24 protein-coding genes and 1 pseudogene are annotated in these 18,064 nt (G+C 42.8%); 6 read left to right on the forward strand and 19 right to left on the reverse strand.

The genetic code is table 11. The features are described 5' to 3' along the window. The 5 genes from hepT to D791_RS17835 form a co-directional block, all read right to left on the reverse strand. Positions 1-394 (reverse strand): type VII toxin-antitoxin system HepT family RNase toxin (gene hepT, locus D791_RS17810; protein WP_036514614.1); only part of this gene is annotated, 394 nt, incomplete at its 3' end. After that, entirely contained in the window at positions 387-749 is a 363-nt protein-coding gene (mntA, locus tag D791_RS17815) for a type VII toxin-antitoxin system MntA family adenylyltransferase antitoxin (protein WP_202806911.1), read from the reverse strand. The genes hepT and mntA, both read right to left, overlap by 8 nt. A gap of 216 nt (positions 750-965) precedes the next feature. Continuing rightward, positions 966-1,862: an Rpn family recombination-promoting nuclease/putative transposase gene (locus tag D791_RS17820; RefSeq protein ID WP_036514622.1), complete on the reverse strand. Its 897-nt coding sequence runs from the start codon at positions 1,860-1,862 to the stop codon at positions 966-968. Positions 1,863-2,378: 516 nt separating this feature from the next. Next, a complete protein-coding gene (locus D791_RS17830) occupies positions 2,379-2,780 on the reverse strand; it encodes a hypothetical protein (RefSeq protein ID WP_157682425.1) in 402 nt (133 codons plus the stop codon). Positions 2,781-2,798: 18 nt separating this feature from the next. Then, positions 2,799-3,845: a hypothetical protein gene (locus D791_RS17835; RefSeq protein WP_036514628.1), complete on the reverse strand. Its 1,047-nt coding sequence runs from the start codon at positions 3,843-3,845 to the stop codon at positions 2,799-2,801. Positions 3,846-3,950: 105 nt separating this feature from the next. Here D791_RS17835 and D791_RS17840 point away from each other — a divergent pair, with 105 nt between their 5' ends. Then, positions 3,951-4,415, forward strand: coding sequence for an RpnC/YadD family protein (locus tag D791_RS17840; protein ID WP_051514671.1), 465 nt, complete (start codon positions 3,951-3,953; stop codon positions 4,413-4,415). Between the two features lie 317 nt (positions 4,416-4,732). Here D791_RS17840 and D791_RS17845 read toward each other — a convergent pair whose 3' ends face one another. From D791_RS17845 to D791_RS17855, 3 genes are read right to left on the reverse strand one after another with little or no spacing between them, the layout of a single operon-like run. Then, entirely contained in the window at positions 4,733-4,966 is a 234-nt protein-coding gene (locus D791_RS17845) for a DUF2442 domain-containing protein (protein WP_036514630.1), read from the reverse strand. Positions 4,967-4,971: 5 nt separating this feature from the next. Beyond that, positions 4,972-5,232, reverse strand: a complete 261-nt coding sequence (locus D791_RS17850; RefSeq protein ID WP_036514633.1) for a DUF4160 domain-containing protein — start codon at positions 5,230-5,232, stop codon at positions 4,972-4,974. Between the two features lie 8 nt (positions 5,233-5,240). Continuing rightward, positions 5,241-5,552, reverse strand: coding sequence for a hypothetical protein (locus D791_RS17855; RefSeq protein ID WP_036514636.1), 312 nt, complete (start codon positions 5,550-5,552; stop codon positions 5,241-5,243). 608 nt (positions 5,553-6,160) lie between these two features. Between D791_RS17855 and D791_RS17860 the strand changes: the two genes are divergently transcribed. The 5 genes from D791_RS17860 to D791_RS17885 all read left to right on the forward strand — a co-directional run bounded on the left by D791_RS17860 (position 6,161) and on the right by D791_RS17885 (position 8,430). Then, positions 6,161-6,403, forward strand: a complete 243-nt coding sequence (locus D791_RS17860) for a type II toxin-antitoxin system Phd/YefM family antitoxin (RefSeq protein WP_036514638.1) — start codon at positions 6,161-6,163, stop codon at positions 6,401-6,403. After that, positions 6,400-6,663: a Txe/YoeB family addiction module toxin gene (locus D791_RS17865; protein WP_036514641.1), complete on the forward strand. Its 264-nt coding sequence runs from the start codon at positions 6,400-6,402 to the stop codon at positions 6,661-6,663. Before D791_RS17860 ends, D791_RS17865 begins: the two co-directional genes overlap by 4 nt. 317 nt (positions 6,664-6,980) lie before the next feature. Beyond that, the gene (gene relB, locus D791_RS17870) at positions 6,981-7,193 is read left to right on the forward strand and encodes a type II toxin-antitoxin system RelB family antitoxin (protein ID WP_036514644.1); all 213 of its coding nucleotides are present in this window, start codon (positions 6,981-6,983) and stop codon (positions 7,191-7,193) included. Next, complete coding sequence (locus D791_RS17875; protein ID WP_036514646.1) at positions 7,177-7,443, forward strand: type II toxin-antitoxin system RelE family toxin; 267 nt, start codon at positions 7,177-7,179, stop codon at positions 7,441-7,443. The genes relB and D791_RS17875 overlap by 17 nt, the downstream gene beginning before the upstream one ends. Positions 7,444-8,028: 585 nt before the next feature. Then, a complete protein-coding gene (locus D791_RS17885) occupies positions 8,029-8,430 on the forward strand; it encodes a hypothetical protein (RefSeq protein ID WP_036514650.1) in 402 nt (133 codons plus the stop codon). Here the strand turns inward: D791_RS17885 and D791_RS17890 are convergent. The 11 genes and pseudogenes from D791_RS17890 to D791_RS17935 form a co-directional block, all read right to left on the reverse strand. Continuing rightward, positions 8,423-9,834: pseudogene (locus D791_RS17890) on the reverse strand (mannose-1-phosphate guanylyltransferase/mannose-6-phosphate isomerase). The gene D791_RS17885 and the pseudogene D791_RS17890 overlap by 8 nt on opposite strands. A gap of 246 nt (positions 9,835-10,080) precedes the next feature. Further along, positions 10,081-11,151 (reverse strand): dTDP-glucose 4,6-dehydratase, encoded by a 1,071-nt coding sequence (gene rfbB, locus D791_RS17895; protein WP_036514653.1) that lies wholly within the window; start codon positions 11,149-11,151, stop codon positions 10,081-10,083. Beyond that, complete coding sequence (rfbD, locus tag D791_RS17900) at positions 11,144-12,046, reverse strand: dTDP-4-dehydrorhamnose reductase (RefSeq protein WP_036514655.1); 903 nt, start codon at positions 12,044-12,046, stop codon at positions 11,144-11,146. The genes rfbB and rfbD overlap by 8 nt, the downstream gene beginning before the upstream one ends. Next, positions 12,039-12,614 carry a dTDP-4-dehydrorhamnose 3,5-epimerase gene (rfbC, locus tag D791_RS17905; RefSeq protein WP_036514657.1) on the reverse strand — a complete coding sequence of 192 codons (576 nt, stop codon included), beginning with the start codon at positions 12,612-12,614 and terminating at the stop codon, positions 12,039-12,041. Before rfbC ends, rfbD begins: the two co-directional genes overlap by 8 nt. Continuing rightward, complete coding sequence (gene rfbA / locus D791_RS17910; RefSeq protein WP_036514659.1) at positions 12,611-13,498, reverse strand: glucose-1-phosphate thymidylyltransferase RfbA; 888 nt, start codon at positions 13,496-13,498, stop codon at positions 12,611-12,613. The genes rfbC and rfbA overlap by 4 nt, the downstream gene beginning before the upstream one ends. 1 nt (position 13,499) lies before the next feature. Beyond that, the gene (locus D791_RS17915; protein WP_036514661.1) at positions 13,500-14,609 is read right to left on the reverse strand and encodes a DUF1972 domain-containing protein; all 1,110 of its coding nucleotides are present in this window, start codon (positions 14,607-14,609) and stop codon (positions 13,500-13,502) included. Beyond that, positions 14,606-15,295 (reverse strand): acyltransferase, encoded by a 690-nt coding sequence (locus tag D791_RS17920; protein WP_036514663.1) that lies wholly within the window; start codon positions 15,293-15,295, stop codon positions 14,606-14,608. Before D791_RS17920 ends, D791_RS17915 begins: the two co-directional genes overlap by 4 nt. A gap of 10 nt (positions 15,296-15,305) precedes the next feature. After that, positions 15,306-16,385 (reverse strand): glycosyltransferase family 4 protein, encoded by a 1,080-nt coding sequence (locus D791_RS17925; RefSeq protein WP_036514665.1) that lies wholly within the window; start codon positions 16,383-16,385, stop codon positions 15,306-15,308. 92 nt (positions 16,386-16,477) lie between these two features. Continuing rightward, a complete protein-coding gene (locus D791_RS22120; protein WP_420329361.1) occupies positions 16,478-16,936 on the reverse strand; it encodes an acyltransferase family protein in 459 nt (152 codons plus the stop codon). Continuing rightward, a complete protein-coding gene (locus tag D791_RS17930; RefSeq protein ID WP_036514667.1) occupies positions 16,848-17,432 on the reverse strand; it encodes an acyltransferase family protein in 585 nt (194 codons plus the stop codon). The genes D791_RS22120 and D791_RS17930 overlap by 89 nt, the downstream gene beginning before the upstream one ends. A gap of 385 nt (positions 17,433-17,817) precedes the next feature. Further along, positions 17,818-18,064, reverse strand: a 247-nt coding sequence (locus D791_RS17935) for an ISAs1 family transposase (protein WP_036514669.1), incomplete at its 5' end; no start/stop codon positions are given.

The raw sequence follows: 18,064 nt of genomic DNA on the forward strand, positions 1-18,064 counted from the left end.
TCCGCATGAGTGCAAACTTAAAAAGTTTCAAATAGTGCCCATTTGCAATCACTTCACTAATACGTTCAGGGTCCAAGTTCAAATAATCATGGACGAGTGCGTTACGCATACCAACAACCTTTGTCCATGGGATATCTGTTGGATCTAGCCCAAGAGACTTCAGTTTTGCAAAAGACTGACGTGCATCACTCGGCACTTCTAAACCTTTTGCCTTTAGTGTTTGTTTTGTAATGCCAATACAGGCCTCAACGAGTAATTGTAAATTACGCTCAGCGGCACGATACGCAATACTAGAGAGGTATCCTTGATCTACAAGCATCGTTTGGATTTCTGATAACTCTTCCTGAAGCTGTCTGAGTTGCTCACGCATCGCGTTTTTATATAAGTTATCCATAATGTTGAAAGTGGTACCTGTAGTCTATTTCCCACATAGAGGTGATGCGATTTTCTTCGCGCGCTAAGCGCAAGCTATTTTTTACCAGTAATACCTTACCTGTAGTGATGATACTCATCGCCAGTGGAAGAGGTATATGGTTGATGTCTGCAACAGAGATTTTATTTTCGGGTAGCATTAGACTCTCGCACCAGTCTAATGCAAGCAATTCAGACTGAAGTCTTTTATCCCATGCATTTAAAGGCATCGTAGTGAATGCTACTGCAAAATCATAATCGCTACTTTCTTGAGCGGTGAGCTTGGCTCTAGAACCATACATCCAAAGAACATCTATATTTGGATTTTGTTCAGCCATTTGAATAACTTTGCGTATCACCGCATCCCTAAGCATACTCTTGACCCTGATGCTGACTTATATGAGAAGATAGTAGCAAATAATCAGGGTCGGCGTCACAGTTCATTCATCAGCACTCAAGACACGGCATGAATCCATCCTTGGAGCCTCGCGTTTGCCATCCATGGCAAACGATGGTCTTGCGTGCTGATCAGTCAGTGCGTTTGAAAGTTTGTGCTAAACAGATCTCAAATCAGCGATCTCAGCTAACGAAAGACCGGAAGCCTCAGAAATCTGTTCATCAGTCAGAATGTTCATCTTGATAAGCTTAAGGGCAGTTTCACGTTGAGTTTCCATGCGTCCTTCCTTAAGCCCTTCCTTAAGCCCTTCCGTATGACCTTCCTTAAGACCTTCCTTAAGCCCTTCACGCTTAGCTTCATTGATATATGAAATTTCATCACGTAGGGCTCTTTCGCGTACAAATGCCAGTCGACGGGCTTCTTCATCGGCGCTGAGTTCTTTGACTCGGTTGAGTGCTTTATTAACGGGTTCGTAAGTCACGTCAGCCATGATAAGTTCCTCCTGCCAGTGCTTAAAAAATTTGATCCAAGTGGCTAAAGGGCTTGAGTTTAAGCCTAATCGGTCTGCCTTGTTAAGTTCGATCAGATTCATCTGCAAAATGTTCCCCAGTGTGACGTTCGGTTGGGTTTCATCTCGCATTTCAAATCGCCACACGGCTTGTTGGCGTTCGGCGTCTGATCTGTCAAATAAATCAAAATCCAGTAGATGCAGTCCAATGGATGCGCCAAGGTGTTGGTAGTCTTGGCCTGCATCGAGTTGGTTGCTCAGGGTTCGGGCCAAGTAAAATAGACCTCGTTTGTGCCATGAACCGTATTTGCGCACCTGTATTTCGACATTATAGCAGTGTCCGTCGGCGTCACGCGCTAATACATCTAAAACAATGCACTTTCCGTTGAGTTCACTGGGTTCTATGTTGGGGTTTAAAATATCAACTGATGTGATAGGGGGTAAGTCGTAGCGTAAATCATTGATCAGATGGAGAAGTAAGTCGGGTGACTCGCCGAAGAGTCTTTTAAACACATAATCATTGGTGGGGCTGAGTAGTTCGTTCATGAGATATCCTTTCTCGTGTTGCGTCCTGTGGGTTCTTGCTTGTGTAGCGGTATTTGTGGTGCTGGGTCTATTATAGCCTAGTTTCGTTAGGGGGGGTTAGGTAGACTACGCCCTGACTGATCAACACTCAAGACACGGCATAAATCCATCCCTGGAGCCTCGCGTTTGCCATCCATTGCAAACGACGGTCTTGAGTGCTGCTAAGTCAGTGCGTTCGAAAGTTTGTGCTAAACGGATCTCAAATCATTCTATGACCAGTGCATCTGTAAGCTTGGTTGGCATTACGAATGGCTTGCGCATTTCTGGCACTTGCACCTAGTGATCCCGCTCCGATCACGACAAAACAACCCAATAAAACCACCCACCTGCCGATAACTTTCACGATGCCAGTTGCCATCATCTTGTTTAACGCTTTTGACTCTGCCACCTCGTATAAGACCATCAACTGCTAACGTTAATGGTGTGGCGATTTTCCTCATATATTTTGCGAAGTTTTTAAGGGTCTGTGCTTGGGATTCAGCTAGAAATATCAGGATATAACCACATATCAAGCATGATCCATGGAAGTAACAGCGCACCAAAAAATATCCATGCTCTAGCAATAAATCTATCCATGGGCTTTATGTATGGTTGGATCAAAGCATAAGGGACTAAATCAACACCATGTTCTGCTTGATGTTTAATAGTCTTATTGTACTGTGATTTAGTGACCATAAATGCAGTTGCTAATTCTATTAACCATATCGGTCCCAAACCTAGTGGTTCTTTGCCATCCCGCTTAATCGCAAAATGAACACGAAGAATTGAGATGTAAAGGGCTAGCATGAAGAAAGAGCCAGGTACGATAGTAAGCAAACCTCCATAAAGAATAAGGTTAGTCTCGGATATATATTGTCTTAAGAAATCAGCGGCACTCATCATTTCACTAATCAATTATTATCGGCTTAAGTTATAAATAATGTCACCAAGTCTTTCTCCACGAGGTCCAGCTTGGTTACTTGCAGCAAGAGCCACTCCTGCACTGACTACCACAATACAACCTAATACAGCCCATCCGATAGGACCAATCCCTACGCCTATTATCGCGATACCATACTTTGCAGCGACTAGCTTTCCTGCTTTAAACGTTGCACCCGCTGCAAGACCACCACCAAATGCACTACCTAAAAAACCGCCCACCTGCCGATAACTCTCACGATGCCAGTTGCCATCCGATTGGTTTACACTCCGGACTTTGCCGGCCCTTAAGGTTGCATCGACTGCAAGTGTTAAAGGTGTGGCTGCTTTGCTCATATAACTGGCGAAGTTTTTAAGCCTGTGTGCTTGAAATAAATCAGCCACCAACAGACGTGGATCAACTCTTCCGCTCCGACTTCTGTGTGCAAGCGTAATACCACGTTGGGCATTATTAATAGCACCACCTCGATTTTTCGCTCTCATCACGGCCGGTGCTAAACTGGCCATGGCTGCTCTGTGCTCAGTCATCAGCGCATTGTAGGCCTGGTTGGCATTACGGATGGCTTCAGCATTTCTCGCACCTGCACCTGGCATTCCGGGGGCGGCAGGTGATTGAATGGCTAGCAGTGCATTTTCATATCTGACCAGCGCTTGATGAAAGCTTGATAACTGTCGTGATTTGACTTGTGCAGAAGCCCCGGTTGCGCCGATCAAACTCAACGCAGGTGATAGTGCTTCATTTGAGAGGTAATGTTCCCAAAAGGCTGCTTCTCGATGTATCTCTTCACCTTCGAAAACCACGGCAGTCATTAACCAATTTCGTTCTTGCTGCGTACTGTGGTTAAGCGTGTTAACGAGTGAAGTCGCATACGGATTAACGAGGTCAAGGGTATAAGCTTGCCCCCGTAACAATCTACCGGAGGGGCCAATGTTGTTGAGTAATATGAAGTGCTGAATCGTTTCTTCTGAACCCTCTACAAGGTCAGAAGCATGGCAGGCGTGTGTAGAAAAATAGATAGCGGTCATCTTGGCAACATCCTTTTATGTTGAGATCCATTTGAAGTAAAACGCTTGTTTAGTGGCACTATAGATTTTTTGGGTATTTATGTAAAGTCATGGTAGAGCTTAGGTATGCTCATACCGATCCTCAAAACGCACAACACCCCGTATGGCGACGAAACATGGGTACTCATCCACGTCGAAGTGCAAGGCGAACCCGAAGACGCCTTCGATTTAATGTACGAGCGTGGGTATAGTAAACAGCAAATACAAGAGCTCTTTAATGTTATTGACTGGATGATCCAAATTCCAAGCACCCTAGACGAAGATTTTTTGAATGCGATCTACGTGATCGAGGAGGACAAAAAAATGCCTTATATCAATACGGCTGAGAAGGTAGGTCTTGAGAAAGGACGACAAGAAGGACGACAAGAGACGTTACGTGCCACTGCCAAAAGCCTTATTGAAATTAAGTTTGGTGAACTACCTGAATGGGTAACTCGCCAACTTCAAGAAGCAAGCGCTAACCAGCTAGACACTTGGATTAAAAATATCCTAACAGCTGAAAGCCTAGAAAGCTTACTCGGCAAACACTGAGTTCAAAAGATCCTGCTCTGTTAGTCTAGTTGTCCACTTGGCAATTTAGTCTTTTAGGTAGGCTACGCCCTGACTCATCAACACTCAAGACACGGCATGAATCCATCCTTGGAGCCTCGCGTTTGCCATCCATGGCAAACGACGGTCTTGTGTGCTGATCAGTCAGAGCTTTAGTTAGTTCGGAAGCGGTTTTTTTTGACCAAATCTTGATCTTACCTTGATGCGAGAAATGACAGAACAGTTGAAATGAAGGTTGAACAAGGAATTGTTACACTGACCCCGATGACCCCGATGACCCCGATGACCCCGATGACAGCTCACGCTGCCACCTTCCGATACAGTGCATCTGGGGCCAGATCCGCATCGTTTGGCCAGCACACGGCACCAAATTCATCTACCCGCACCTGGGCGAAGAATTCTGGGTCTTTTAATGGTTCAAACATTGGCCCGAACAGGCGATCCGCAAGGCAAACCTCTCCATAAGTGCCATCATCGAAAGTGACCGCGAGAGTGTATTCAGGTTTAGCTTCTACATTGGTTACTCGGCGCATGGTGCTTACTCCAATGGCTCAATCTTGTTGAGAGGCTGATGTTGCTCAGCCAGTTTCCAGTCGTTCAGTAAATCTTGTCTGTGCTCGACCGCCCATTCAATGACCATCGCCTTGGCTCTTTTGGGTAACGAGCCTTCCATAATCTCCAGAGTCTCAATTGTGATAATCGCTTCATGCCCGCTGTAATAGGCATGGAAATGAGGCGGATTGTGGTCGTCGTAGTACATTCGTATCAGGATGCCAAAGAATTCGCTGATGGTTGGCATTCGCGCTCCTATGTGCCGATGCGAGCACGAGGCACTGCATCCGGCATCCAGTGTGTTATTATTTCGAGCACAACATCCATAGTGCTTTCACCTTTGTAGTTTGCCTGACTCACACCACATGCCATCGCTATCGAGCACACCGAGAATGACATGAGCAGCACTTTCATCAAATTCCGGATGTGTGAGTACGCGCAACCACGTGAAATCGATACTTTCTGGAGGCGCCGCTTCAACCCAATCTGAAGTTGAGCGTTTTCGACACAACACATGATCATCATGATCAAGCTCGTATAGGTAGGCATTAGAATCTTTGTAGCCATAGATGCACTCCTGAGCATAAATCACTAGATACGAATTATAGTGCCTGTATTAGTGCGGCAAATCACCCACCAGATACGTTATTATAGTCAAATTACACCATTAACATAAAGCTGGGAATCAACCATCAATTACGAACACCCCCAAAACAATGCATTTTCCGTTGAGTTCACTGGGTTCAATGTTGGGGTTTAATATGTCAAGAGAGGTGATAGGAGCTGAGTAGTTCATTCATGAGATATCCTTTCTCGTGTTGCGTGCTGTGGGTTCTTACTTGTGTAGCGGTATTTGTGGTGCTGGATCTATTATAGCCTAGTTTCGTTAGGGGTCTTTTAGGTAGGCCACGCCCTAACTGATCAGCACTCAAGACACGGCATGAATCCATCCTTGGAGCCTCGCGTTTGCCATCCATGGCAAACGACGGTCTTGTGTGCTGATCAGTCAGTGCGTTGGTGAGTGTGTGCTAAGCTGTTTTCAAATCCGCAACTTCAGGTTTTGCTATGTTACTGCTGCTTGGAAAGGTTATCGAACATTTCAATTATATTGACGTACGTACGATATCACGTACAATTAATTACGACTTATAAATTAAAAGCACTGGAGGTTTGTCATGGTTGGAATAACCGCTACCGAGGCCCGCAGCAACCTTTATCGATTAATCGATGAAACTGCACAATCTCATCAGCCAATAGTCATTATGGGAAAGCGAAATAAGGCCGTTCTAGTGGCTGAGGAAGACTGGGCCGCTATTCAGGAAACACTTTACCTACTCTCTATACCGGGTATGCGGGAGTCCATTCGGGATGGAATGACAACGCCAATTGATCAATGCGATAAGGAGCTGGACTGGTGACATGGAAGTTGGTTTTCACTAAACAAGCACAGAAAGATGCAAAGAAACTGGCTTCTGGCGGCCTAAAGGAAAAAGCACAGGAGTTACTCGCGTTGGTTGCAGAAGATCCTTACTGCAAACCTCCACCTTTTGAAAAGCTTATTGGAGATCTTTTAGGCGCGTATTCTCGCCGGATCAACATACAGCACCGCTTGGTTTATCAAGTACTCGAAAAAGAGAATGTCATAAAAGTGCTTCGACTATGGAGCCATTACGAATAATAGCAAAGGTGATCTTACTCCGACCCCTAATCACTGCCCCCGATCTCCCTTAAGCCGCCCGTACAGATCCTCAAAGCGCACAATGTGTACTGATCAGTCAATTCGTTTGAAAGTTTGTGCAGGACACGCTGACAACGCGGATCACAATGCGTCAATGGTGATTAAGAAACGGGCCATTAACTTAATTTTAGCTGTAGAAAGAACTTTCTTCTGCACCACCTTTTGTGCCACGGCATTACCCTGAGCTCTTAATTTGGATATGCTCTCTTTTACTGCTATGCTATACACGTAAAACATGTATAGCGATGGAGGTTACCATGCTCGCAATACGCCTACCAGAAGACATTGAAGCCCGCCTAACTGCCCTAGCAGCTAAAACCGGGCGTACCAAAACATTTTATGCCAGAGAAGCGATTCTGAGCCATCTGGACGACATGGAGGATGCCTATCTAGCTCTCAATCGCCTCGAAAACCCAAGCAAGCGTTGGACTTTAGATGACATGGAGCAAGAGCGTGACTTGGACTGTTGAATTTGATGACTCCGCAGCAAAAGAGCTTCGTAAACTTGACCGACAGGCACAGCAGGAAATACTGAAATACTTTCGAGAACGTATTGCAACAAACAACGATCCACGCTGCTTCGGTAAACCATTAAGTCAAAATTTGACCGGCTTATGGCGTTACCGGGTTCGCGACTACCGCATGATTTGCACGATTGAGGATCACAGGTTAGTGGTCCTCGTACTACAAGTTGGGCATCGAAAAAAGATCTACAAGTAAAGTACGCCAAGCCCAGGCGTGGCGAATAATGGTCTCAAGATCAGGGTATTCAGGCTACCAGCCAAGCTCTTGTTTTGCCAGAGCGGCGTCTGATCTGTCAAATAAATCAAAATCCAGTAGGTGCAGCCCAATGGATGCGCCAAGGTGTTGATAGTCTTGGCCTGCATCAAGTTAGTAGGGTGACTCACCGAAGAGTCTTTTAAACACATAATCATTGGTGGGGCTAAGTAGTTCGTTCATGAGATATCCTTTCTCGTGTTGCGTCCTGTGGGTTCTTACTTGTGTAGCGGTATTTGTGGTGCTGGATCTATTATAGCCTAGTTTCGTTAGGGGTCTTTTAGGTAGGCCACGCCCTGACTTATCAACACTCAAGACACGGCATAAATCCATCCCTGGAGCCTCGCGTTTGCCATCCATGGCAAACGACGGTCTTGTGTGCTGATAAGTCAGGGCGTTTGAGAAATTGTTACTCCGACCCCGATCTCCCGAGTTGTTACGCCGACCCTGGGCTCTGATGTCATATTGCATCGGTTGAGATCCTATGAGATCTTACTCCGACCCCCATTTATATTTAAAGGTTTGTTAATGAACAATGACATTAAGGATGATCCGTTTGTTAAAGGTTTGTTAGAAAAGCTGCCAGCAAGTGACCGCGAGAGCTTTTCACCAGATCAACTACAAGCCCTGAAAATAGCACTCGGTGGACGTTCTTGGGGTACACACGTAATTGATGTCAGATGGACGCTGAGGTTTTGGCATTGGCGCTATTATTTTGTTTTTTTAGCGGGTCGCAACCGACGAGAATTATCAAGAAGGGAAGTGGCCATTTCTCGATTCGCGATGGCCTTGCTTCTATCTGTTTTTTTAGTGATCTCTACCTTGGTAGGGTTGCTCGTACTCTATTTAATCAAATCAGCGCTCGGTATCGATCTACTTCCGGGTGTTTCTTTGGGAATATGGGATTGGTTTAAAGGATCTTTTAAGTAACCCTACCATACCGATCCTCAAACCGCACAATATCATCCTCACCCAGATAAGAACCCGATTGCACCTCAATCAGCTCCAAGGGGATCACACCGGGGTTTTCCAATGCATGGACTTGGCCGATGGGGATGTAAGTGGATTCGTTCTCGGTGACGAGGTAGGTTTCGTCACCATTGGTCACCTTGGCGGTGCCGCTGACAACAATCCAATGCTCTGCACGATGGTGATGCATTTGCACCGAGAGTTTGGCACCGGGTTTGACAGTAATTCGTTTAACTTGATACCGCTCGCCATTGTCGATGGAATCATACACCCCCCAAGGACGATAAACCTCTCGATGGTTAAGATGCTCGGTGCGACCTTGGGCTTTTAACTGCTCAACGATTTTCTTAACGTCTTGCACCTTGTCCTTATGAGCGACCAGCAAAGCATCTTGGGTATCGATAATCACCAAATCCTCAACACCCAGGGTTGCGATTAAGCGCTTCTCACCTTTTACCAACGTATTGTGGGTATTCAGTGCCAGCACATCGCCCGTTAGATGATTGCCTTGTGCATCCTTTTCGCTGACTTCCCAAAGAGCTGACCAAGAACCGATATCACTCCAACCGGCATCCAAAGGCACCATCGCCGCCTGTTGCGTTGTTTCCATCACGCGTAGTCAATCGAATCCTCTGGGCAGGCGGCAAAGGCTTGCGCATCGACACGGATAAAATCTAAATCAGCAGCCGTGTCTAGCATGGCGGCTTGGCAAGCTTCCAAAATATCGGGGCGCGATGCTTTTAACTCATCCAAATAACGGCTGGCGCGGAACAGGAACATACCACTGTTCCAGCAATACTCACCGGACTCAACATACGCGGCGGCGGTCTGAGCGTCGGGTTTTTCAACAAAACGACTGACTTTAAAACCGACCTCACCTAACGTAGCCCCTTTTTGAATATAGCCGTACCCCGTTTCAGCATGGGTGGGCACTATGCCAAAGGTGACTAAATGACCCGCTTCTGCCAGAGGGCAAGCGCTTAAGACGGTGTTTTGAAAGGTCAGGGGGTCTTGAATTAAGTGATCAGCCGCTAGGACTAGAAGTAAAGGATCATGTCTCTGAGCCGTTGCGTGTAACGCGGCCAGAGCAATAGCGGGTGCCGTGTTGCGACCGACCGGTTCGAGAATGATTTTAGATTGCGTGAAGTTAAGCTGGCGCAACTGCTCGGCGGCAATAAAGCGGTGTTCTTCGTTACAGATCAGTAAGGGGGGAGTCGAACTTAGGTCAGCCGCGCGTTGAAGCGTTTGTTGTAGCAGGCTGAAACCTGAACCAGACAGGTCTAAAAACTGTTTAGCATAACCAGAACGCGAAAGTGGCCATAGGCGTGTGCCTTGGCCTCCAGCGAGGATGATGGGATATATCATGGCGTTGTTAGTTTCTGTTTTTTAGTAGTGTTGAGACACAATTTACACTATTCACCCAGAAAAAAACTTTTTCATTCGAGAAGTTTTATATGTTTAGTATTTTAGGCTACGCCCTAACTGATCAGCAATCAAGACACGGCATGAATCCATCCTTGGAGCCTCGCGTTTGCCATCCATGGCAAACGACGGTCTTGTGTGCTGCTAAGTCAGGGCGTTTGAAAGTTTGTGCTAAATCATTAAAAACAACTAACCACCCAGTCGCTCTCTCTGATAACTCCCATCCTGCACATGCTTGCACCATTCAAGATTGTCCAAATACCACTGTACTGTTGCTCGGATACCCGTTTCAAAGGTTTCTTGGGGTGTCCAGCCGAGTTCTTGGTGTATTTTGCTGGCATCAATGGCGTAACGCATGTCATGACCGGGTCGGTCTTTGACGGTTGTGATTTGATCACGATAACTACCTTGGGATTTAGGACGAAGTTCATCCAGTAAATCACAAATGGTGTGCACAACTTCGATATTTTGCTTTTCGTTATGACCGCCAATGTTATAGGTTTCACCGATCTTGCCTTCCAGTGCAACCAGAACCAGTGCTCGGGCATGATCTTCAACATATAACCAGTCACGGATTTGATTGCCTTTGCCGTATACGGGTAAAGGCTTCCCGTCTAGGGCATTCAAAATCATCAAGGGAATCAGCTTTTCTGGAAAGTGATAAGGCCCGTAGTTGTTAGAGCAATTGGTGATTAAGGTGGGTAAGCCAAAGGTACGTTGCCAGGCTCTGACTAAATGATCAGAGCCCGCTTTGCTGGCAGAATAGGGCGAACTTGGGGCGTACGCGGTTTTCTCAGTGAAGAGGGGTAACTCACCGGGTTGCTCATCAGGATGGGGTAAGTCGCCATAGACTTCATCTGTCGAGATGTGATGAAAACGAAAGCCAGTTTGTCGGTCAGCACTTAATGCTTGATAGTAAGCTCTGGCTTGTTCGAGTAGCGTAAAGGTCCCGACCAAGTTGGTTTGAATAAAGTCACCCGGTCCATCAATAGAGCGATCCACATGCGACTCCGCCGCCAAATGCATTATGAGATCAGGCTGATGTGTCTTGAAGACGCGCTTTACTTCTGGTGCGTTACAGATATCCACTTGCTCGAACGCATAACGTGGGTTATCACTAACACCCCGAAGCGACTCAAGATTCCCCGCGTAGGTGAGTTTATCCAGATTCACCACTTGGTGTTCGGTGTTCAGAATCAGATGGCGAACAACGGCAGAACCAATAAATCCAGCGCCGCCAGTTACTAAAATTTTAGCCATGAGAGTTTTCCTGTAAGTTAGCAAGGCAAAGCGCTAAAGAGTCTTTCCAATAGGGGACCTTCACATTTAAAGTTTGTCGAATCTTAGCCTTGTTCAATAGACTAAAATGAGGCCGTTTAGCAGGCGTAGGATAATCCTTGGTTTCAATGGGTTGAGCATCACAGCTGATGTCACTCAGTTCAAAAATCGCTTTCGCAAAATCATACCAGCTACACACCCCTTCATTGCTGTAATGAAAAAACTCACAACCCTCGTGTGAATAAAGGCCCTGATGATGTTGTGAAATTAGACTGAGCATGGCATCGGCTAAGTCACCGGCATAAGTTGGGCTGCCTATTTGATCAAAAATGATATTCAGTTGATCACGTTCTGACCCTAAACGCAGCATGGTTTTTACAAAGTTATTGCCATACTCGGAATAAACCCAGCTGGTTCGAATCACAGCGGCATTGGCTAAACTCGCCACCACCGCTTTTTCACTGTTTAGTTTACTCAGCCCATAAGCATTGATCGCATCTGTGGGGTGTGACTCTGTGTAGGGTTGATAATGACAGCCATCAAATACATAATCCGTGCTGATGTGGACGAGATACGCATCCTTTGCTTGCGCCCATTCTGCCAGTTGTTTCACTGCCAGATGGTTGACTTGATCAACCAAGGAAAGCTCTGACTCCGCTTTGTCCACCGCAGTATAGGCCGCACAGTTTAAAATATAATCGAATGCCTTATCAGCTAAGTATGTGCTTATCGCATTAGGATCAGCCAGATCAAATTCCGTATGATCTACAAAAACGAAATCAAATAGCGGATATTGATTTGCACGATCTTGTATAGAATGACCCAGTTGACCACCGACTCCTGTGACTAAGACCTGTTTCGGCTCTTGTTTAGGCATAATAATTGACCCCATAGTCGAAACACTGCCCTAGCTCACTTAGTTTAGGCTGCTGTTTATCCTTGGCTGATAATTGAATCTCTTCGGCAGCAATACCCCAATCAATACCCAAACTCGGATCATCCCAAGATAGACCTCTATCACACTCGGGTGAGTAAAGGTTATCCACTTTATAGGCAAAAATGGCTTGCTCACTGAGCACCACAAAGGCATGGGCAAAACCACGAGGGATAAATAACTGATGCTTATTTTGATCATTCAGTAAAGCGCTGACATGCTGACCAAATGTAGGACTACCGGTACGAATATCCACGGCAACGTCTAACACTTCACCTTGAATCACCCGCACCAATTTACTTTGTGCATAGGGTGCCAATTGAAAGTGCAATCCGCGCAGAACACCACGGCTCGAAGACGATTCATTATCCTGTACAAAGTGAACGGGATAACCTGTTGCCGCTTCAAACAGATCGTGGCGAAAGGTTTCAACAAAATAACCGCGTTGATCACCATGCACTTTGGGTTCGATCAACAATACTTCTGGTATGGCTTGGGGGATAAACTTCATAACTTACGACCTTCCTTAGCACGCTTGACAAGGTATTGACCATACTGATTTTTCAACAAAGGCTCTGCAAGGGCAAGGAGTTGATCTTTATTGATATAACCCATCTCATAGGCGATCTCTTCAAGGCAGGCCACTTTTAAGCCTTGACGCTTTTCAATCGTTTCAATGTACTGAGAGGCTTCCAACAGACTTTCATGAGTACCCGTATCCAACCAAGCATACCCACGGCCCAACAACTCAACCTTTAAGCGACCCTGATCAAGATACATTTGGTTAAGCGTGGTGATTTCCAACTCACCTCGACCAGAAGGCTTCACTTGACACGCCATGTCCACAACGTCAGACGGATAAAAATAAAGACCCGTGACGGCATAGTTAGATTTAGGTGACTTCGGTTTTTCTTCAAGACTGATCACCGTCCCTGAAGCATCAAACTCAGCCACCCCATAACGCTCTGGATCATTCACATGATAACCAAACACCGTGGCTTTACTTTCATTCTTCACATTCAAAACCGCATTCGCTAATAACTGCGGAATACCATGACCATAGTAAATGTTATCACCCAGCACTAGGCAAGCATCATCGCCCGCTAGAAAGTCTCTGCCGAGTATAAATGCCTGAGCTAATCCATCAGGGGAGGGCTGAACAACATACTCAAACCGTATACCTAACTCTGAACCATCCCCCAAAAGGCGTTGAAAAGAAGACTGGTCTTCTGGGGTAGTGATAATCAGGATCTCTTTAATACCGGCTAACATCAATACAGAGATAGGGTAGTAGACCATCGGTTTGTCATAGATGGGTACTAACTGCTTTGATACGCCCTTGGTGATAGGGTAGAGGCGTGTGCCTGATCCACCGGCAAGAACTATTCCTTTCATATTACTTTTCCTTTGGGTAGTGTTTTAGTAACAACTGCTCATATTCACCTAGAATCTTTTCCCATGTGAAATGCTGAGTGTGGCGGTTACGACTATTCTGTTTGAGAGATGATACAATGGAGTTGTCGTTCAGTAATTGATCGAAGCAGTTAGAGCAACTTGAAACATCCGAAAAATATATGGCGGCATCATCGGCTACCCAACGATTAAATCCATTGTCATGAGCCAAAATAGCACTGCCAGCGCCAAGTGCTTCGACGAGTGAAGGATTAGTACCGCCAACAGTATGGCCATGAATGTACAAACGAGAATGAAAGCGCAGTGCGCTTAGCGTGTCTTTATCATAAATTGCACCAGGAAAAAAAACCTCATCAGAAGCAGCAGCCTTAACCGCATTATGATACGAGTGGCTATCTGAAAAGTTGCCTAATACCATCAGTCTATGATTACGTTTTTTTGAGGAAAAGGCTTTAACAATTTCAAGAATAGAGTTTTCTGGTTCTGGACGAGCAATGATCATTGAATAGCCATTTGCTTCTATATCGTAATTAGCAAGACAAGCATCAGGCGCATACAAAATAGCATGAGAACCATAGGGTATCATGGTGATCTTATCACCTTTAACATTGCGTTCTAGGTGCCGTTTGATTAACGGATGGTCTGCGACTAAATGATTACCAATTAAGCTGCCCAGCTTTTCATTTAACCAAAACCAAGCTTTTGCCTTCTTTGACCACTTCGCGCGATGCCATTCAATACCATCCATATTGATGATATTGGTTTGTCCTTTGATTCGGTTAAAAATATTGAAAATTGCTGTGTTATAACCCAGCGTTAGCAAAATACCACTCTTATTCATAGCATCAATTGATGCCTTTAAATCAAAAACCATGGTGTTAAGCGCACTATCATTTTTTGTTTTGATATTGATCAAGTTGATATCATGGTACTGTTCAAGTGGCGATGAATTTGCATTGTCAATTTGACAGTATACATTCACATTCCAGTCGCGTTTAGATAAATACAATGCAAGCTCATCAGCGAACGTTTCAAAACCGCCGTGTTGTGCAGGAATGCCTCTTGTACCTAAAATAAATAATGAAAAAGTCATCTGATCTTCCTTATTAGCTTGGCAGGAACACCTCCAATGAGGGAGTTTTCCTCAAAAGAACTTGTGACAACAGAGCCTGCAGCAATTACACAGTTATCACCAATAGTAACTCCGGCTGTTACAGTAACTTTGGCACCTATCCAACAGTTTTTACCAATTATTATCTCACTACGAGTTGTACCTTGGTGTCTTATAAGAATATTAGGATTGGAGAAATTATGATTTTCAGGGTGGCAGCTTAAATATTGACCAATTATAGTATCAGAGTGGATTGTTACCCCGCCTGATCCACCAATTCTAGAAAACTCACCAATTCCAACGTTATCATGAATAATAATATGGCTGCCCAAATTAGAAATGTCACTTGTTACGATTAATCTACTGAAATCACCAATTGTGACATTATTTCCTAGAGATATACCCTTTAGACCTAATGAATCAATTAAACAGTAATTTCCTATTTTTACTTTTTTTCCCATGGAAAGATAACGTTTGTTTCTAAGCTCTACATTTTTTCCAATTAGATTTATTTTGGTAGGGTTTATCCTTTGGGAAAAGCTACGAGTGTAATCAATGACTAAGTAGTAAATAAATATAAAAGCGTCAATGTTTTTAATGTTGTTAAACTCGGTGTTTAAGCCGCTTCTATGTCTTTTAAGCTTCTTCAATATGTTAATGAATAACATGATTTTAGACCTAAAGTGATTTGAGAAAATTGGTTATATTTTTTTCAAGAATGTTGGGTGTAAAGTTAGCATTATACGATCTTATGGCATTTTTCTTGATGTAATCTAAAGAATCAAAACGTTCAATGATAAATAAAATAACTCTTTTTAAATCTTCTACTGAGTTTGGTGTGAATTTGAATCCATTATAGTTGTCCTCAATAATTTCAGTCATTCCTCCATGGTCAGCGATGACCGTAATGTTGCCATAAGCAATAGATTCAATAACAACTCTGCCAAAGGGTTCAGGTTTTTTTGATGGAATTACTACAATATCTGAGATTGAGAAATGATATGATGGGTTTTCAAGAAAACCCATATAATGAAACTTACAGTTTTTTAGTGCTTTTGAGTTTGTGAGTAACCTTTCGAGGTTTTCTTCTTGTCCAGAATAGGGGGATCCAACAATATATAAATTGCTTATTAATGATAAATGATCTAAATTAATTATAGCATCTAAAAGCAGGTCGGCACCTTTCCAGTCATTAATTCTGCCGACAAATAAAATATTAATTCCTGATCTTTTAGGTTTGCTTTTTATTATGTCAATTGATGATGCATTGTATACAACATCTCCAGTTCTTTTAAATGCGTCTCGAACGGCTTTGGAATTGTAAATCAATCTGGGTTTTGAAAGAAAAAATAAAAATCTAAAAAATGCAATTGCTTTTGTGCTAGGTAGTTCCCTGACGTGAATTATTTTTTTTAATTTCTTATTAAATAATGGTAAGATGAAGGTGATATTTACGATAGTGTTTATGTAAACAATATCGAATTTTTTTGATTGATTTATGGACCAATAATACCCTTTTAATATTTTAAAGATTTCATGTATCGGTTTTTGTTTCAGCTTTGATTTTCGAAGAACTCCAAAGTCATAAATTATTAATTTCGCATTCAGAAGTTTGAGTTTTTCAGTTAGTGGACCTTGTTCAGGAACTAATATGCTAACATCATAATTTAAGTTACATACTATTTGAGCAACTGATAAAAAACTCCGGTCCGATCCGTATAATTCTGAGCTTTGATGTATTAGTAATATTTTTTTCATTCTGTGTCTTGATGGTTATTTTTAAATAAAATATATTGATTTTTTGAATATAAATTTCATTGTTATTTGGATTGATGTTTTTAAGTTCTGGTTTATAATATAAACTTTGCTTTACGATTTAATTTTATTAAAAAATAGGCTGATGAGACTGATATAATTATTCCTGCAATAGTTAATGCTGTTGGTTCAAGTTCAGTGAAGTGTTTTAATAAGGTCAATACAATAGAGTGTATAAAATAGATTCCTGAAGAGTAGAGTGCAATGTTCTTACTGTTATAATTTGTATTAATCTTAATGAAAGTAATAAATATAAATGGACATGCCAATAATATTGATATGTAATTGTCGAATCCGCCTTCTCTTCCTTGGTTGAAAAAATTATAATATGATTCAGCAAAGAGGCACAAAAGACCTAAAGTTGAAAACATAATAGCATATTTTAAATCTATTTTATTATGAATGTTATGTTTTTTTATTAGATATCCCATGCAAAAAAGGGTATGAGAAAAATAAGGCGTTTCGATGAGTCCAGTGGTAATTGAAAAGTTCATTTAAAGTTGATGATTGAAGGTAATTGTAATTGCCAAGATATTGAATAGATATACCGATTATTGCAAGAATGATTGCTGTAGTAATTAGGTGTGTAGGTTTTTTGTTATTTAAAGTGACGAGTAATAATGCTGCACCTATCATACCAGAAATGTACCATAAGTGATGATAACCAATTATAATATTAAAAATCAATGTAAAAATACTATTAAATGAAATGTCAGGTAATTTAAACCAAAAAGCTGAATAAAGAAACATCCAGAAAATGTATAAGGTAATCAGTCGATTAAACCATATTCTTTGGTTTTTTTTGGCGTGAATATCAAAGAAAAAATATCCATTTATAATAAGGAATATAGGCACTGAAATTCTAAATAATCCATTTACCGTTAGGTATTGAAAAAGTTTCGAGTATTCTCCTAGGAAATCTGCGTGTAAACCTACAATCATCAACGCCATAACAAGCTTTAGGATGTCAAGTGAAAAGTTTCTAGCCATATAGTTTTTGCCTATGATTTGATTATTAACTATGTCTTATAAAAAGCCTAATTAACTAAAAAGTATTATCTTCGCGAAAAGTTATGAGCTACTCGCATATGCTTATGACTAATCAAAAATCATCAATATCGATATTTCCCTAGGTTTTGCAATAAACTCTGATGAAGGCCCGCTCTGTTAGCCTAGTTGACTACATGACGATTAATTAAGAAGGCCTCAATTTACATATGTTCTAGATGGCATCGAAGCTCCATGGATTCTCGCATAAAGCTATTAACCAGGCTGTAATTTAGGTTTGCTTAAGCTGCATATTTTATATGCTCATGTTTGAAGTATTTTTGCACTCGTTTAGGTCTCCGTTGAATCATTAACATGCACGGAAAAATCATGAAACCCCGCATGTCTCTAAGACTTGCGATAAATACTCTCGACTCAACGCAGCCTTCTTTCGCTTCCTTTGAATGCCTACTTTAAAGGTCTTTTCACTTTTCAAGAAGTTCATCGCTATATGCCGAATTCCTGCGAGGTTCTCCGCAGCATCTTCACGACGTATCCGACAAGCATCTTCTTTAAACGCAACATCCAATGACCAATGCAGTTTATTCTCAATAAACCAGTGCTGGCGAACAGCT

Source organism: Nitrincola nitratireducens (assembly GCF_000585235.1).
Taxonomy (GTDB): domain Bacteria; phylum Pseudomonadota; class Gammaproteobacteria; order Pseudomonadales; family Balneatricaceae; genus Nitrincola; species Nitrincola alkalisediminis.

What these genes read in the sequence shown, in the direction of transcription:
- mntA (WP_202806911.1), bottom strand. Translation starts at nt 749, where the DNA reads ATGGCTGAACAAAATCCAAATATAGATGTTCTTTGGATGTATGGTTCT.
- D791_RS17820 (WP_036514622.1), bottom strand. Translation starts at nt 1,862, where the DNA reads ATGAACGAACTACTCAGCCCCACCAATGATTATGTGTTTAAAAGACTC.
- D791_RS17830 (WP_157682425.1), bottom strand. Translation starts at nt 2,780, where the DNA reads ATGAGTGCCGCTGATTTCTTAAGACAATATATATCCGAGACTAACCTT.
- D791_RS17835 (WP_036514628.1), bottom strand. Translation starts at nt 3,845, where the DNA reads ATGACCGCTATCTATTTTTCTACACACGCCTGCCATGCTTCTGACCTT.
- D791_RS17840 (WP_051514671.1), top strand. Translation starts at nt 3,951, where the DNA reads ATGCTCATACCGATCCTCAAAACGCACAACACCCCGTATGGCGACGAA.
- D791_RS17845 (WP_036514630.1), bottom strand. Translation starts at nt 4,966, where the DNA reads ATGCGCCGAGTAACCAATGTAGAAGCTAAACCTGAATACACTCTCGCG.
- D791_RS17850 (WP_036514633.1), bottom strand. Translation starts at nt 5,232, where the DNA reads ATGCCAACCATCAGCGAATTCTTTGGCATCCTGATACGAATGTACTAC.
- D791_RS17855 (WP_036514636.1), bottom strand. Translation starts at nt 5,552, where the DNA reads ATGGCTACAAAGATTCTAATGCCTACCTATACGAGCTTGATCATGATG.
- D791_RS17860 (WP_036514638.1), top strand. Translation starts at nt 6,161, where the DNA reads ATGGTTGGAATAACCGCTACCGAGGCCCGCAGCAACCTTTATCGATTA.
- relB (WP_036514644.1), top strand. Translation starts at nt 6,981, where the DNA reads ATGCTCGCAATACGCCTACCAGAAGACATTGAAGCCCGCCTAACTGCC.
- D791_RS17885 (WP_036514650.1), top strand. Translation starts at nt 8,029, where the DNA reads ATGAACAATGACATTAAGGATGATCCGTTTGTTAAAGGTTTGTTAGAA.
- rfbB (WP_036514653.1), bottom strand. Translation starts at nt 11,151, where the DNA reads ATGGCTAAAATTTTAGTAACTGGCGGCGCTGGATTTATTGGTTCTGCC.
- rfbD (WP_036514655.1), bottom strand. Translation starts at nt 12,046, where the DNA reads ATGCCTAAACAAGAGCCGAAACAGGTCTTAGTCACAGGAGTCGGTGGT.
- rfbC (WP_036514657.1), bottom strand. Translation starts at nt 12,614, where the DNA reads ATGAAGTTTATCCCCCAAGCCATACCAGAAGTATTGTTGATCGAACCC.
- rfbA (WP_036514659.1), bottom strand. Translation starts at nt 13,498, where the DNA reads ATGAAAGGAATAGTTCTTGCCGGTGGATCAGGCACACGCCTCTACCCT.
- D791_RS17915 (WP_036514661.1), bottom strand. Translation starts at nt 14,609, where the DNA reads ATGACTTTTTCATTATTTATTTTAGGTACAAGAGGCATTCCTGCACAA.
- D791_RS17920 (WP_036514663.1), bottom strand. Translation starts at nt 15,295, where the DNA reads ATGTTATTCATTAACATATTGAAGAAGCTTAAAAGACATAGAAGCGGC.
- D791_RS17925 (WP_036514665.1), bottom strand. Translation starts at nt 16,385, where the DNA reads ATGAAAAAAATATTACTAATACATCAAAGCTCAGAATTATACGGATCG.
- D791_RS22120 (WP_420329361.1), bottom strand. Translation starts at nt 16,936, where the DNA reads ATGAACTTTTCAATTACCACTGGACTCATCGAAACGCCTTATTTTTCT.
- D791_RS17930 (WP_036514667.1), bottom strand. Translation starts at nt 17,432, where the DNA reads ATGGCTAGAAACTTTTCACTTGACATCCTAAAGCTTGTTATGGCGTTG.